Source organism: Candidatus Eisenbacteria bacterium (genome assembly GCA_013140805.1).
In the GTDB taxonomy this organism is placed as follows: domain Bacteria; phylum Eisenbacteria; class RBG-16-71-46; order RBG-16-71-46; family RBG-16-71-46; genus JABFRW01.
On the sequence record JABFRW010000023.1, the window covers coordinates 33,511 to 48,314 of the forward strand.

Genomic DNA, 14,804 nt, shown 5'->3' on the forward strand with positions numbered 1-14,804 from the left:
GGGAACCCGCGGGGCCTGCAGTTGTCCCTGCCGACGCCTGAGCGCGAGCCCACCTGGTACGAGGCTGGCTGGCGGTGGCTGGAGACCTACGTCGCGACCGCCAGAAACGTGAAGGGCCAGCGGCTCGCCGCGTGTCGGTTCACGCGCTACGTCGCGGGCTCGCTGCTTCACATCTCGCTGCGTCGACTGTCCGGCGACCACATCCGCAAGTTCCGGCTCGAACTTGAGCACGATCATCACTTGAGCCCCTACACGGTGATGCACGTGTTGAGCGACCTGCGGTGCTTCCTGAGGTGGGCGGTCGACGCCGGCATCCTCGAGCGCACGCCATTCCCCGCCCGCGTGATGCCGCGGATCGCGGAGACACTGGCGCGCGGCTTGAGCGAGCCCGAGGTCGCGCATCTCGTGCGGTTCCCCGGCCGCGCCGGATTCGTGCTGCGGCTGCTGCTCGAGACCGGGCTCCGCTGGGCCGAGTCCTGCCAGGTGACGCGCCACGACGTGCGCGGCAGTCTGCTCGAGATCGCGCACACCAAGTCGGGCCGTGTGCGGCGCGTGCCGCTCTCCCCCGGGTTGATCGAGGAGATCGGCGAGATCGATGGCCCCCTCAATCCGTTCTCGCCGCGAAGCCCCGGCTCGTTCTCACGTCGTGTGAGACGGGTGAGCGACATCACCGGCTTCCACGTGCACCGCTGCCGGCACACGTTCGCGATCCGGTGGCTGGAGGCTGGCGGCAACCTGGCTGTACTGCAGCAGATCCTGGGACACCGCGACCTCAGCACGACCATGCGCTACGCGCGGGTGACCGATGACCTCGTCCGTCGCGAAGCGGAGCGCGTGGCAAAGGTGCGGAAGGCGTCCCGCCGCATGGATGATCCACGGTAAAGGCGATTGTCGCGCAGAGTATCGCTTTGAGGCGGCGCAAGGCGGAGGGCCTGCAGATGGTCGAGTAGGAACCGGTGCGGCGCCCGGCCGCAATCTCGTCACCGCGCGCCGATCGTCGACGCGGGAACAATCGATCCGGCCTTTGCAATCCTGTGGTCGCACCAGACGAACGAAGTGATCGCCGCGCGTCGCGTTCCGCTTGGCGCAGGAGCGACGTCTCGCACGCTGAAGACCTGTGGGGGATACGCGCGAGTGACCGACGGATTGATGTGCGCCGAGGCCGTCGAAGTGCAGAGCTGGATCCAGATGACTGTGCTCGAGAACTTTGACTCGGAGCTGGGGATCGACCGAGGCGACGAGGGGTGAGGGGGGTGGTCACTCCCGCCTTGCGGCGACCGCGTAGGGCATGAAGTACCGATTGAGAGAGTCGGGCGTCGAGCGGTAGACATTTCCGCCGAGAAAGTAGTCGCACACGACTTCCCGCACGCGGCAGGGTTCCTTGCGACGGCCCGCGAGGCGCGGGTCGGAGATCGTCAGGTCCATGAGTTCCAGAAAACGATCGAGGGCCGCTCGTTCCCGGGCCGGGTTCCCGTTGCTGCGTGCGCGCAGGGCGCGCGAGACCTCACTGCCGGCATTGCCCATCTGTTCCATCAGCGACAGGGTGTGCCAGCGACCCGCCGCAAGGGCGACGTGATGGAAGCTCATGGCCGAATCAGCTCCGCGACGATCGCACGGATGAGATCGCGCACCTCTGCGCTCTCGACGCCGCGACTCGGATTGCCCCGCGCGGGGCGCACGTTGATCATCGAGTCGAACTCGATCCAGCCCTCCGACGCATCTGCCGGGTACAGGTTGATGCCCCAGAGGTCGGCCTGCTGCGAGCCGTTGTCGAGCAGCCACTGTTCCTCATCGGCGTGCATCTCGCCTCCGACCGCCATCACCCGGCGCCGGCAATCGACCACCGCCTTGATCATGTCTCCGAAACCGGCCTCGGCCAGCTGCTGGAGTCGGCCGCGAGTGATCGGATCGTAGATCCTCTCCATGGGTGACATGGGCGCCACTCTACCGGAGGTGCCACGGCTGCCGGAACCCGGCCGCTCTCGCGCAGCACTGACCCGGAAGCATGTCATCCCGCTCGCGGACCCGAGTCTGGCACAACGAACCAGGGCTCCCGAAGCACCATCGCCTCGACGCTCAGGCTTCAGGAGGCCCGGCGGCTTCTCCTCGCCGGCGACTTTGACGCCGCCACTGCCGGATACGAGGTGGGTTACGACGACGCATCCCACTTCAGCCGGGAGTACAAGCGCCTCTTTGGTGAGCCCCCATTGCGCGACGTGGAACGACTTCGAGGTTGATTGCGGGCTCGGAGATACGCGGCTACTTCTTCCTCGCCTTCGAAGGGTAGCGCTGCACCTTGGCGGCCATGGCGGTTGTGATCATTTCGGCCAGAACCTGCTGATCGACGCCTTCGAGCGATTTGATGTACATGCATCCCCCACGCATCGTCGCCTTCCCGATCTTCTTCATCAGGGTGGCGTGCCTGGGGGACGCCTGCATGCCATAGAGCACGATGTTCTGCGCCCGAGGCGAGAATCCGCCAATCGGCCAGTCGCGCTGGTCGCCATTCGCGTAGGTCATCGTTTCGGCGCCCACGCCGACGATGGCGGGGCCCCACATCGCTGCCTTGTCATTGGTCGCCTGCTCGAACGTCTCGAGAAGGAACTGACACGCGTCGTAGCGATCGCCCTTCGCCGCCTTCTTAAGAAAGGCCTGCACGCTGGCGGTGGTCTTCTTCGTCTTGGGTTCAGGCACCGCGCTTCTCCTTCAGGCTGGCGGCCGGCTCCCGATCACCGATAGAGCAGCTTCACACGGCCCCAGGTCGTGGCACGCGTGGGCGTGGCGCACGGCGAGTAGTTGTAGGTGACATTGATGATCGCCGCCGCCTGGATGCCGAACGACCAGCTGTTCGCACCGTTGTGTGTGGACGTGTTGGCCACGGTGCACGGCAGGCTGATGCTGCCCGGCCCCGTGAAGAGCGCCAGGTCGGCCGGTGCCGTGACACAGGTGCTGTCCTCGGCGGTCGCGAACAGGCCCGACTCGGTCACGCCCGACGTCCCTGCGTAGTCCACACCGCCGTCGAACGCCGAAAGGGAATACGACTTGAGCAGGCTCGGCGTCACCGTGAGCAGCGGCGTCAGGCTCGGCCGGAGCAGGTCGTACTTGGCGCTCCACGTGACGTTCACGATCTTGGGGCTGGCGTCGAAGTTCTCGATGCTGATGAAGCCGAACTGCTGGCCCTCGAGTCGCACGCACACGGACGACAGGCACTGGTCCGGCATGTCGAACTTGGGCACTGGCGTTGCCGGGAACGTATAGGGGGCGTTGAGGAAGGGCGAGAGACTCGTCGTCACGCTGTAGGTGACGGACGTGGCCTGGGCGCTGATCACCCCGCCGACCAGCGAGAGGACGGACAGCATGGCGAGGCCAGCCAGACGCACGGGTGACAAGGACACGGGGAACTCCTGCTCGGTGAGAGGGCAACGTGCGAGATGTGGATCCGAGGGTTCAACTCCTCGTTCGGGGCACAGAGGCGTGACCCTACTGCGCGGATTCCGGTGGCTCCTAGCGAAATCGCCCGCATTCAGCCGGTGTGGTCGCGGCGATCGAGTTGGTGGCCCCGGCTGGAGTCGAACCAGCGGCACGCGGTTTAGGAACGGCAACTGGAGGGTTCGCGGTCTATCAGTTGCCTGCCGGACCAGGGCCCGCGGTCCACCAGACCGCTGCGCGGGATCCGAACGACATCACTTGTCTCCGCTTTCCGTCGGCAGACCGGCATCGATCCAGTCCTTCTGGAGGTTCTGTGCGATGTAAAGAATCTTGACGGCCCTGCCGGTAGACGCCATCGCTGCGTATGCGGGCCGCATGTTTGGGCAGTCGGTCCACGGACAGCAGCCGCAGTACAGGACGACCGGCTTCGTCCGCGGCAGCTTCCGGACTGCGTCGCGCAGGGCCTGCAGGCCCTCGGGTTTCGAGGCAGGCCAAAGTATCGCGAGCCGGCGATGTGTCCACCTCGGTAGAGGACGTGGTAACCGACGTGCAGCACAGCGGGGCGCTGCGCAACTGGGCCTGCGAGCGCCTCCCCGAACTCCTTGACGTGGATCAGGCTCGCCTCCGGGATCGATTTCGCGACCGGTGCCACTGAATCCGCCGCTCCCGAATCGGCGCTGTCCGGTCGGTCGGCCGCGCTCGAAGCCAACTGGGTTCCACCGGCACGCCCGCTCACGGGCCCGAAAGCCATGAGCCAACCGATCGCGAAGAGCGTGACGAGGGCCATCAGCAGCCACGATGCACGATGCGTCTTGTCCACTGGCAAGCCTCTCCCTGATTGGTTCGTGTACGTGGATGACATGGTCGAAGTTCGAGCCTTGAGCGACTACATCCAGCCTCGGAGCCAGGATTGCTCAAGCAACACCTTGCCGAGATGCCAGCGACGGGACGGGGCCTGGACAGCGACGGTGGGCAGCGGCTCGCCATAGAAGTCGCCCTTCCCAAATCCGGCCTTCCCGTCGCCCGCCTCGATGAAGCACTCGCCGAACCCGGTGAAGCGAGCCTCGGCCCCGCGGCCGGTGATCGCTCGAACGATGTTCTTGGCGACCACCTGGGCCGCGGAGTGCGCGAAGACGCCCGCCTTCGGAAGCGGCTTGCCCATCTTGAGCGGGACCGAGGTGACGTCGCCGATGGCGTAGACGTTTGGAAAGCGGGTCGCGAAAGTGTGGCGATCCACTTCGATCCATCCGCCCTCCGCGCACAGACCCGATCTGCTCACCACCTGGGGCACGTGATGCGGCGGAACGAATCCGAGCAAGTCGTAGGACGCGGCCGCTCCATTGGAGAACTGGATGGTGCGCGCAGACGGGTCGACACGAGTCACCTGATGCTCGGGGTGGTAGTTGATTCCCTTGCCCTCGACCATCTGGCGAACAGCCGCCGAGACTTGGGGCCCCGCGACGCCCATCGGGCCAGGCTCCGCGGTGAACATGTCGACCTGGACATGCTCGCGAACTCGCCGCGCGCGGCAGGCGGCTTCGACCAGCATGGCCGCCTCGTACGGGGCAGCCGGGCAGCGGTAGGCCGGTGCCGCGGTGAGGATCGCGATGCGTCCGCGTTTCAGGGAGGCCAGGCCGTCCCGGAATGCGATCACCCCCGTGAGTGAGTAGAGATCGTGGCCGCCGTCCACCAGGCCGGGGATCGCGCCGCCCGAGGTGGCGGCGCCGAGTGCGACCACGAGGTAGTCGGCGCTCAACGTCCTCCCGCCCACCACGACCTCCCGGCGGTCGGCAGCGATGCTTTCGATCTCGCCCGTCGTCACCGTGACGCCGCGGCGCAACAGCCGCCGAAGCGGCCGCGAGATCTGCTCGGGGCGGCGGGCTCCGACTAGCAGCCAGAGTAACGAAGGTGCGAAGACGAATGTCTCCTCACGGTTGACGAGCACGATCTCGTGGCGCGCGGGGAGGCGCTTTCGCAGGTCGTTGGCGACCACGAGCCCTCCAACACCCCCACCCAACACGAGAATGCGTTGCGTTCGTGTCACCTGTCCTCCCTCGATCAGAAGATGAGCACCCGGTCGCTCGTCGCCACCCATTCGGTCAGCTCGTCCATGGTGCCGCGGTGTGATCCCTCTACGAGCTCATCCAGTGCGATACCGCGCGCGTCCATGCAGGTGCCGCAGACCCCCACCTCGCCGCCGCGCTTCGTCAACGCCGCGAGCATGTTCTGGACGTTGTAGTACCCGGCCGGTACGCGCTGATTGGTCTTCGCGGCGGACGCGCTGTCGCCGAGCAGGAAGACTCTGATGCTGAGGCCCTCCCGCTTGGCAAGCGAGCCTGCAAGCCGGAGGCCGTTGTACACCCGCTCGCTGCCATACGGGGCTTCATTGAAGACGAACAGAAAGCTGGCTGCGCTCATTCATGCACCTCATGGAGGTCCTGATTCGATAGGAAGGCCGGCTCCCTGCCACTCGGGGAAACCGTCGGCCAGACGCCGCGCGCGGAATCCCCGGGACCGCAACAGCTCCACCGCATGCACTGAGAGCACGCAATAGGGGCCACGGCAGTACGCCACGATCTCCTTCCGCTTGGGGAGCTTGGCCAAACGTCGTTTGAGCTCGTTGAGCGGGACAGACATCGCCCCGCGGATGTGTCCGGCCGCAAACTCCTCGGGCGGTCGCACATCGAGGATGAGCACGTCTTCCTCGCGCGCACGCTTGACCAGCTCGCGCCGGGAGACCGGTTCCAGCAGTTCAGGCGACGCGAAATAGGTATGGATCAAGTCGTCGACCTCGGCGATCCGCGCCTGTGCCACGCGGCGGATGACCTGCAGGAGATCGAAGACTTCCGGCCCGGCGAGTCGGTAGAAGACCCGCGTGCCCTGCTTGCGAACATCGACGAGACGCACGGCCCGAAGTGCCTGGAGGTGGTGCGAGGTGTTCGCGGTTGGGAGCCGGGCTTCCGCTGCCAACACGTCGACGCTGCGCTCGCCTTGGGCGAGCAGCTCAAGTAGCTGAATCCGCTGGGCGCTCGAAACCGCCTTCCCGATGTGAGCGAAGTGCTCAAAGAGCCTCTGCGTGCCTTTCGTTCGATCCATGAATCTCCTCAAAGACCAACCCCGAGTTGCGCGTTATTGGGTCAGTGGCGGCTTTAGCGCGGTCATCATGACGGCCTTGACGCCGAAGGCCTCGGCTGAGCTCTGCGTTGACTCCTTGCGGAACTGAAACCGTGGGACGACTGCAGATCGGACACGCACAAAACCGGACTCCTCGAGCAGTCGGAACATCTCTCCCTCCGGGAGAGCCCCGCCGATTCAACTGGCCCACAGTTTGGGGTCATTGACGATCGATTGGGAGAGCTGTTTAGCGCTCACAATGTCGGTAATCGACATGCGACCACCTGGCCGGAGCACGCGGAATATCTCCTCCACGACCCGGCGCTTGCGAAAGGACAGGTTGATCACTCCGTTCGAGATCACGACATCCACGGAAGCCGAGGGCACCGGGATGTCCTCCATGCGCCCTACCTGGCATTCCATCCGGGTCCCGGTCGCTGCCGCGTGCGCCTGGGCCTTGAGGCACATCGCGGGGTTGAGATCGACACCGATGACCTTGCCGCTTGGGCCTACGCGCCAGGAGGCGATAATCGCGTCGAGGCCAGCCCCACTCCCGAGATCGAGCACTGTCTCTCCCGGCTGGAGGTTGCTTCGCTCGTGCGGATTGCCGACTCCGGCGAACGAGCCAACGGCACTCACGGGCGCGCGATCAAGCCACTCGGGCGAGTAGCCGAACAACTCCGCTGCCTCGCGGCCGTGGAAGAAGTGGAAAGTACCCTTTGGGTTGTCGGCCACTTCCTGATACATGCGGACGATCTCATCTTTGAGCACCGCCTCCAGAGAGGCCTGCGAGTCGACGGGATCAGCCATGTCGTGACCTCCTCATTCGTGTCTCCCAGATCGACGTGAGATTCGCACCGCAGCCTGGCGATCGAGCCCAGCCCATTCGATCAAGGCTCCTCAAATCATCAAACGTGTATTTGAATAACACACGAGCGACAGGTGAGTCAACGGAGCCAACTTTGCGCTGCCGCCAGACGCTCCACCTTGACCGCGGGCTCTCTGCGCGCTGGATCACGCGACTAGGAGGGCATGCCCCTCCATGCGGCACCGGCCTGGTCTCCCCTTAGGTCTCCCCTCAACGTCCGCTCCCGTCCCATTCTGTCCATTTCCGGCCAAACGGAGAGGGTGCCCCGGAAACCCGGAACACCCTCTAGTCGACGCAGTTTCAGCGATGGTTGAGGCGATTTAGGTGGTGGCCCCGGCTGGAGTCGAACCAGCGGCACGCGGTTTAGGAAACCGCTGCTCTATCCGTCTGAGCTACGGGGCCACAACAAGTTACGTTTTGGTGGCTACCACTCTGGCTACCGCTTTTTCGCTGAGCCGCTCTGCCTCACGCATCACGACGTCATCGCTGATGCGCGCGTACCTCTGGGTGGTCTCGATCGAAGCGTGCCCGAGGATCTGCTGCAAAGCAGCGAGACTGCCACCGCGTTCCAGCCACTGACAAGCGAAGGTGTGCCTCGTCTGGTGGACGTGGAATCCTGCAAGCCCCGTTTGCCTTCGGATGTAGGCCGAGAACGACCCTGGTGAGAGGTTCGAGAATGGGACCAACCTGCCGACGTGACCCCTGACCTCCGAAAGCAGCTCCGGAGCGAGTGGCACACGACGCACCCTTCCCGACTTCGTCTTCGACACCACGAGAAACCCCCTCTCAACATCCGAAGCTTGAGCCCTCGTCAGCTCTCCCCACCTGAGCCCCGTCCCGAGTGCCAGGCGGCACACGAAACCGTGCGGGTCGGGAAGTTGTTTGAGCGTTTCTGCATCCTCATCAGCAAGCCGGTCGGGCGGCTGCTCCTGAATCCGCGGCATGATCCTTCGCGGAAACGGCGAGCGATCCACCAGTCCTGCGTCCTCGGCCCAGTTCAGGAAGCACCGCACGTCAGCGAGGATGTGGCCCACGGTGTTCGGTGCGATGTCGTGCTTCTCGAGCCAGAGGCGGTACGACCTGATGTGTTCCTTGGTCACGCGCTGCAGCAATGTCGCTCGGAAGAACGGGTCGATGTACCTCCTGACCCGAGCTGCTGCCATGACCTGTTGCTTTTCGTTCCTAGCGGTCGCGATGTACTGCCCGAGCCAGCGCTTCGCGGCCTCCGCGACCGTGACATCAGCTCGAGGCAAGTGATCTTCGTTCCGAAGCTTCTTCAACTTGGTCTTCGCCTCGGAGAAGTCCTCGCCGAGTGAGATCCAGACGTCCCGGCCGGCGAATCGCTTGCGGAAGTAGTACCCGCCCCTGCCCTTTCGCTTGATCATGTTCTTGGGCAGCTTCGGCATCTTCAGCCCTCCTTTCGGGCCTGAAGCCACCGGAACACGTCGCCACGTTCGAACCGTAACACACGGCCGAACCGGATATGCGGCAGGCCCCGCCGGGAGACCAGCCGGCGAACGGTTTTCGGGCTGACACTGAGGTAATCTGCGACCTGTTGGATCGTGAGTAGCTGGTCCACGCTGTCCCCTCCTGTATTGGAGGAGCCTTGTCAGAAGAAAAGGAGTCGCTCTGGCGTCACCCGCTCCTGCACACGTTGCTCGGGGCAGTCTTGGGGGTCGCGGCGACGTTCGGTGGGACCTACTACGGCTTCCGACTCACCGTGCGGCATGAGCTTCAGAACTACCGGGACGATCTCATCCAGGCCCGGCTCGAAGAGAACAAGTTCGACGACGCAAACGCCTCGGCGCTCGCCACGCAGCTCGAGCTCAATGAGGCCGTGGCGCGGAGTAACCTGCGGATGCTCGACGACGAGATCCGGATCTATCCAGCCATCCGTGACCTCGTGCCGCTTGCCCCCATGCTCGAGTTTCAGGGTGTCGGACCGGGCGTGCGTTTCCCCGGGATGATTGGTCTCGATCCTGCGCTCCGAACCCAAGCGCTCAAGATCATGCTCGACGTGCGTGCGATCAACGGCAGTATCGCGCTGCGGGATGAGGTCAAGAAGTCACGCCAGTTCTCGGCTCTAGCTTTCGACGGCTCACGGCCTGGTGATCCCCAACCTGGAGACGCTGAGCGGGACTCGCTCAACAAGTACCTGCGAGATCACCATCGAAGAGTTCTGGGGCTGTCGAGTTCGTTTCTGGCTCGATTCGATTCGCTGACCCATCGCACGAGACCTGGGGAGAAGTGACCCTGGACAGTCCCGGCAGACGTGGCAAACTGTAAAAGCTTGGCCCCAACTCGCATCGCGCGACGAACTCACCACCCAATGCTTTCAGGTATTGGTGGGTTCGTGTCTGCGGTAGTCGACTGATCCACTATGGCGGTCGACTTCCGGGGCAATCCCGTCAGAGGGAGATCTCGTGGAGCTACACATGCTTCAGACTCTTGAGTACCTCGCGTTCGAAGGCGTTCCAGATGGGGGTCTGGAACTAGACGATTATCTCCGACTCGGAACGAAGCCGGCGATCTCTAGAGAGCTGATGGAAAAGCGGTTCTTCGATCTCATCAGCAAGCGGGAGGGCGAAGAACTCGTGTCGCGGCCGAGTTTTCTCTTCAACCTGACGAGGACGACCCCTCCGAACTGTGACGAGCTGACTGGACATGCAATCACGCGGAACTTCTTGGTTCGTTCGCAGATCTTCATGTTGGCGCTCTGGTTAGTCCGCGACAACAGCGGCAATCCGGGAAGCGTGTTCTTCATGGTCAACAACGAGGATGGCTCGGACAATTCGCTGAGCGAGCGGCACAGCGCGTACTACTTCACCGCGGAATGCACGCTAGTTCATGCCACCTTCACGCGATCGGAGCTCGACACCGCCATCGGCTACATGAAGCAGCTCGACGCCATCATTCCAAAGGTGGCTCGTGCGCTTGAGGCGGGTCGACCAACCGGCCTGGTTCACGCCTCCCGGATCGCAAGGTGCCTATACTTTGCTCAAGCAGCTCGTGGCGCAGATGATCCGAGCGTCAAGGCGGCGTTCTACTGCATCTGCTTTGAGACCCTCTTTTCTACGGACATTAACGGCGTGGCCCATCGCGTCGCAGAACGCTCTGCATTCTTGCTCGGAACCACTGGCACGGAGCGCCGAGAGATCTACAAGAATATCCACGACCTCTATGGGTATCGCTCAACGGTCGTGCATGGCGGTCATCTCAAGCAGAAGGATGAGGCAAAGCTTCGGGCAGTGGTTGTACTTGGGGATGCACATCTTCGAAACGCGATCTTGAAGATCATCGAGAACGAGCCGTTGTTGAACCTGTTTGGGAAGAACGACGAAGGTGCCATTCGTGAACATTTCTTCAACGAACTGTTTCCAACGAACTGAGAGCGCGCTCGGCCTCCGATCCAGGCGCGGCTGAGGATAACGAGGCCTAGACGGCCCCAGTCCAGTTGCTACACTCACTTGGACTTTCCGCAGGCTCGGAACTCGGCTCAACGCCTTGAAGTTCCGCCCTAAACGCCGCCTCCGTTCCTCTCCGGCCCAAATGTCCCGCCCTGCCCCTAATGCGGCCGGCTAGCCGCCTCGCTACCGCTCGGCTCTGGCCATTTGGGCCGGACACTCACGGTCGGCCGAGCGCGCACCGCCTATCGGCCGCAACTTCGTAATGGTCGACGGCCCCGAACCCGTCCACTGAGTGCGCCGCCCTTCGGCCTCACGGCCCCAGTCAATCCGCGAGCGAGTTACTCCGACTCGCGTTCCAAGCCCTCCCCGACTGACACCGGCCATCAAGTAGGCGGGCCGATCACCGGCCCGGAAACCGGAGGGACTCATGACGCAGAACCTGCAAGACGAATTGGCGAAGCTAGACGCGGAAATCAAGGCGGACAGCGAGCGACTGAAGGCGAAGAAGAAGGCGCGGCGCCGCCTGGCAGGCGCCCTCGAGCAACTCAACCTCTCCCTTTAGGGGGCAATCAATGTGGGTCCTGCAGGTGCTCTTCGTCCTCGGCGTGTACGTCTGGGTCTGGGTGTACTGGTACAGGCGGTAGAAGTTCGCTTTGGCGGGTGTCTGCTCCGCAGCTTGACGGTGAAACCCGACGCTGGGCTACCGGCCCGCCGAACTCTATTTGGAGCCTCACAGACGGCTCGTAGCGTCTTCGGCCCGGAGTACCGGGCGCTCGCCTTCTCACCGATTGTTCAGCCCTGAGTTTTTCATTCGCAACGCGCATTCAAAGTAAGCCTGCCTGTAGGTCTCCCAAGCGTAGCGGTTGGGGTCCCCCGGCCGTCAATGTAGTTCGCTGCGGCGACTCCACATTGACCGCCACCCCACTAACCGCTTTTGCGCTTGAGCCCACAGGCGGCCGAGCGCCGGGGACTTTGCATCAACTCGGCGGAAAGGGATCGGCGTATGGAATTCCAAGTCACGCCGGAGAGTTCGGAGTGCTGCAAAGCCCCGATGGTCGGGGGTGTGCAGTGTGAAGCGTGCGGGGCAGACGGCAAGCGAGTCGTGGAGGATTGAGGCCATGGACCTCAACAAAGTCACGCTCATCGGAAACGTAGTGCGCGACCCGGAGTCGAGGGTCAGCGCGTCGGGAGATGGCTCACAACGCCTCTGCCGCTTCAGCCTCGCAACGAACTACGCGTGGCAGGACGCGAAGACGAAGGCGAGGAGAGAGGCGGTCGACTTTCACGACTGCATCGCTTGGGGAAAGCTGGGCGAGATCATCGCGCAGTACGTGAGAAAGGGCTCCAAGGTGTACGTCGAAGGGCGCTTGCGGAAACGACCGTACGTCAACGCGGACGGTCAACGCCGCATGGCCAACGAGATCGTGGCGGACAACATGATCATGCTCGGGCACCGCGCGAAGGCGCCGAGCACGGTCAACGCAACGCTTGTGTCGGACAGTGTCGACGGCAACGGCGTGGAGGAGGGTGCATGACCTCCACCAAGCAGATGACCTGCCCGAAGAGTCCGAACTGCTCAAGGTTTGTGGAGGAGGTCGAGGTTGAGGGAGGTGCGTCATACGTTCTCGACGCGAACTTCCGTCCCTATGAGCTCACCGACATTCGAAACGTTCGACTCGTTCACCGCTCGACAAACCGGGTTTGCGCCGTTCACGGCGTCGCTCCGTTCGTCAGACTGCCCGCGTTCGCCAGGTAGTCAACCGCTCCGAGGGCTCCGAAAGGGGCTCTCGGAAGCTCTCACCCACGACCCACCCTCATGACCAAACTATCCAAGAATCGAACCCGGCTCCTCGAGGCCATACGCGACCTGCGGGTCGCGGACCTCGAGGTCCTCACGGCCCTGCTCGCAAGCGAGCGGGAGCCGGGACGTCATGCCTTTGGTGCCTGGGGAGTGCGGCGAGCGTGCGAAGCCTTGCTCGAGCAGGGGCTACTTCATCGCCTGTGGAAGTTCCGTGACCCCAAGTTCCGAATCAATCGCGGCTCCGCGCGTCAGGTGTTCCTGTTGAGCGGAAAGGGGGCTGTGGTTCTAGGCTCGCCCGCGGTCCGCGCCGAGAGATGGTTCGAGTACTTGAAGGATCCGCGCAAGGAATACGTACTCGAGCATGAGCTGATGATCGCACGGTTCCATGCCGCGCTTCTGAGGGCCCAGCAGGTCAGGCCCGATCTCCTCACACTGATCGCCTGGGAACAGGGTGAAGGGACGGAGATCAAAGGCGAGGGAGTCCGAATCCGACCGGACGCGTTCTTCGTAATGCGCTCAGAGGCGGTGAGGCTCCGCTGGAACGTCTTCCTTGAAGCGGACACTGGAAATGAGCGTATCGAGAGCAGAGACAGCAAGCGTCGCACTATTGAGAAGAAGATCCGCCGCTATGGCGAGGCGGACGCGAAGGAAGTCGTGCAGCGGCAGTTCGAGGTGTCGCGCTTCAGCGTCTTGTTCATGTCACCGAGGCGTTCGGATCCGAGTGCCTTGTCTGGTCGCGAGAGCAGCATCCTGTCAGCGATCCAGAGGCATGGTCGCATCAACGAACACGCGCTCAACTTCTACCGGGTCGTCAGCGAGACGGCCATCATCGAGGCGCTGCAGAACCCAGAGCGACTCTTCGAGGAGGTCGTGACTCACGGAAACGGTCGAGCCTACCCAATCATTGCACTTCCTGCTTCACTGAAAGCGCTGGCCGGCAGCTCGTCCAGCTCCATTCCTTCTCAGGAATTGCCTCCCACGCACGAGGCACCGTGAGCCTTTCGGATCGCACGGGCTTTGCTCCGGAGTGCGAAAGTCCGAAGGGTGCGCCCAGGTTCCCTTACCTGCCCGATCAGCGCGTTCCCTGATGAGAACCACTGTCGGCCGGCAAACGAAAGGCCCCCCGATTTCTCGAGGGGCCGTTTCGTTTACAGCAGCTGCCGCTTGTCGACGTACAGCTCTTCAGGCGGCGAAGCGAACCACGGCTCAGGTGACTTCCAACCATTCCGGCGAGCGGTCAACTTCTTCATCGCCCAGTACTGCTCGCTGAGCGGCGCACGGTCACAAACGCGGGACTCGCCGTTTACCGTGAGCGTTCCGTAGTCGACCTTCTCGCCGTTCTTGACTGCTCTGCGCTTACGCTGGAAGAGAGCCCACGTCTCTTTCTCGGCATCTCTAATCGCAGCCTCGAAATCGCGTCCGAGCTTGCGATCGTTGCTGTCAAGAAAGATGGCGTGAAACGCTGCGGCCCTGGCGAGGCCGTTCATCACGACCTGCTGCGTCCGCGTGCGCTTCCACAACTCCCCTTCCTTCGTCCTGAATCCCATCGCGTTCATCAGGTCCGCCACCTTCTGGTAGGGACGCCCCCTCGGGACACCCTTGCCATTGAGTGGAATCCATCCATCACGCGAGGCGTTCAGGAACAGTGCGATGATCCAAGCCTGAGCCTTACTCTCGCACCCGCCGCACGTCGCGAGCGTGTGCCAGTACCGCTGACCATGACGCTGCATCTGGCCCCCGGCAAAGCCAGAGGTCGATCGCTTTCGTCATGTTCCCTCCGCCTTGCGGAGCTGGCTCTAGGACTTGGCGAGCTTCGTGCGCGGTTCTCATCTTGGCGCGTGACTGTTGACTCTTGTGCTTGCCGATCTTCCCAACGCCGAGGCTGGGTTCGATCTGCCGATAAAGGCGGGCAAGTCGTCGTTCAACAGCGGGCTACCACAAGTTGCCGCGGTGGTTCCTAACCCGACGGGGCTCCAAACATCTGATCCGTCGCTGTCACGTCCCACTGCTCTCGCCAGTCCACAACTGCCCGCACCGCCACTTATGCCGGCAGCCCTCGAGGATCGAGGCACACCGATTATCCGAGAGCTGCCGTAGGAGAATCAAGTGTCCTGACACGCCCGCTGGAGTGAGCCGGCAATCCCGCCGGCTAACCAGGAGGCTCGAATGCCTTGGTTCTTTCGGC

17 protein-coding genes and 2 tRNA genes are annotated in these 14,804 nt (G+C 63.3%); 6 read left to right on the plus strand and 13 right to left on the minus strand.

Features of this window, described 5'->3' with window-relative positions:
• Positions 1-21: 21 nt before the first annotated feature.
• Positions 22-882 carry a tyrosine-type recombinase/integrase gene (locus HOP12_02230; protein NOT32969.1) on the plus strand — a complete coding sequence of 287 codons (861 nt, stop codon included), beginning with the start codon at positions 22-24 and terminating at the stop codon, positions 880-882.
• Between the two features lie 375 nt (positions 883-1,257).
• Here the strand turns inward: HOP12_02230 and HOP12_02235 are convergent, their stop codons facing one another.
• Positions 1,258-1,587: a hypothetical protein gene (locus HOP12_02235; GenBank protein ID NOT32970.1), complete on the minus strand. Its 330-nt coding sequence runs from the start codon at positions 1,585-1,587 to the stop codon at positions 1,258-1,260.
• Positions 1,584-1,925: a hypothetical protein gene (locus tag HOP12_02240; GenBank protein ID NOT32971.1), complete on the minus strand. Its 342-nt coding sequence runs from the start codon at positions 1,923-1,925 to the stop codon at positions 1,584-1,586. The genes HOP12_02235 and HOP12_02240 overlap by 4 nt, the downstream gene beginning before the upstream one ends.
• 138 nt (positions 1,926-2,063) lie before the next feature.
• On the opposite strand from HOP12_02240, the gene HOP12_02245 reads away from it, so the two are divergent.
• Positions 2,064-2,237 (plus strand): helix-turn-helix transcriptional regulator, encoded by a 174-nt coding sequence (locus tag HOP12_02245; protein ID NOT32972.1) that lies wholly within the window; start codon positions 2,064-2,066, stop codon positions 2,235-2,237.
• A 22-nt stretch (positions 2,238-2,259) separates the two neighbouring features.
• Here HOP12_02245 and HOP12_02250 read toward each other — a convergent pair whose 3' ends face one another.
• The 10 genes from HOP12_02250 to HOP12_02295 form a co-directional block, all read right to left on the minus strand.
• Complete coding sequence (locus tag HOP12_02250; protein ID NOT32973.1) at positions 2,260-2,694, minus strand: DUF1801 domain-containing protein; 435 nt, start codon at positions 2,692-2,694, stop codon at positions 2,260-2,262.
• Positions 2,695-2,729: 35 nt separating this feature from the next.
• Complete coding sequence (locus HOP12_02255) at positions 2,730-3,395, minus strand: choice-of-anchor E domain-containing protein (GenBank protein ID NOT32974.1); 666 nt, start codon at positions 3,393-3,395, stop codon at positions 2,730-2,732.
• Between the two features lie 156 nt (positions 3,396-3,551).
• Positions 3,552-3,645: transfer RNA gene (locus tag HOP12_02260), tRNA-OTHER, on the minus strand.
• 670 nt (positions 3,646-4,315) lie between these two features.
• Positions 4,316-5,524: an NAD(P)/FAD-dependent oxidoreductase gene (locus tag HOP12_02265; GenBank protein ID NOT32975.1), complete on the minus strand. Its 1,209-nt coding sequence runs from the start codon at positions 5,522-5,524 to the stop codon at positions 4,316-4,318.
• The gene (locus HOP12_02270) at positions 5,488-5,847 is read right to left on the minus strand and encodes a hypothetical protein (GenBank protein ID NOT32976.1); all 360 of its coding nucleotides are present in this window, start codon (positions 5,845-5,847) and stop codon (positions 5,488-5,490) included. The genes HOP12_02265 and HOP12_02270 overlap by 37 nt, the downstream gene beginning before the upstream one ends.
• Before the next feature lie 9 nt (positions 5,848-5,856).
• Positions 5,857-6,525: a metalloregulator ArsR/SmtB family transcription factor gene (locus HOP12_02275; protein ID NOT32977.1), complete on the minus strand. Its 669-nt coding sequence runs from the start codon at positions 6,523-6,525 to the stop codon at positions 5,857-5,859.
• Positions 6,526-6,741: 216 nt separating this feature from the next.
• Positions 6,742-7,353 (minus strand): methyltransferase domain-containing protein, encoded by a 612-nt coding sequence (locus HOP12_02280; GenBank protein NOT32978.1) that lies wholly within the window; start codon positions 7,351-7,353, stop codon positions 6,742-6,744.
• Between the two features lie 383 nt (positions 7,354-7,736).
• Positions 7,737-7,813 (minus strand) — tRNA-Arg (locus tag HOP12_02285).
• A gap of 8 nt (positions 7,814-7,821) precedes the next feature.
• Positions 7,822-8,817: a tyrosine-type recombinase/integrase gene (locus HOP12_02290; GenBank protein ID NOT32979.1), complete on the minus strand. Its 996-nt coding sequence runs from the start codon at positions 8,815-8,817 to the stop codon at positions 7,822-7,824.
• Between the two features lie 2 nt (positions 8,818-8,819).
• Complete coding sequence (locus HOP12_02295; protein ID NOT32980.1) at positions 8,820-8,990, minus strand: helix-turn-helix domain-containing protein; 171 nt, start codon at positions 8,988-8,990, stop codon at positions 8,820-8,822.
• A gap of 27 nt (positions 8,991-9,017) precedes the next feature.
• Here HOP12_02295 and HOP12_02300 point away from each other — a divergent pair, with 27 nt between their 5' ends.
• From HOP12_02300 to HOP12_02315, 4 genes are all read left to right on the plus strand, one after another.
• Positions 9,018-9,662, plus strand: a complete 645-nt coding sequence (locus tag HOP12_02300) for a hypothetical protein (GenBank protein NOT32981.1) — start codon at positions 9,018-9,020, stop codon at positions 9,660-9,662.
• Positions 9,663-9,846: 184 nt separating this feature from the next.
• On the plus strand, positions 9,847-10,800 hold the full coding sequence (locus HOP12_02305; protein ID NOT32982.1) for a hypothetical protein: 954 nt from the start codon (positions 9,847-9,849) through the stop codon (positions 10,798-10,800).
• Positions 10,801-11,936: 1,136 nt separating this feature from the next.
• Complete coding sequence (locus HOP12_02310; protein NOT32983.1) at positions 11,937-12,353, plus strand: single-stranded DNA-binding protein; 417 nt, start codon at positions 11,937-11,939, stop codon at positions 12,351-12,353.
• Between the two features lie 281 nt (positions 12,354-12,634).
• Entirely contained in the window at positions 12,635-13,615 is a 981-nt protein-coding gene (locus tag HOP12_02315) for a hypothetical protein (GenBank protein NOT32984.1), read from the plus strand.
• Between the two features lie 152 nt (positions 13,616-13,767).
• On the opposite strand, the gene HOP12_02320 is transcribed toward HOP12_02315, so the two are convergent.
• A complete protein-coding gene (locus HOP12_02320) occupies positions 13,768-14,175 on the minus strand; it encodes a hypothetical protein (GenBank protein ID NOT32985.1) in 408 nt (135 codons plus the stop codon).
• Positions 14,176-14,804: the final 629 nt, after the last annotated feature.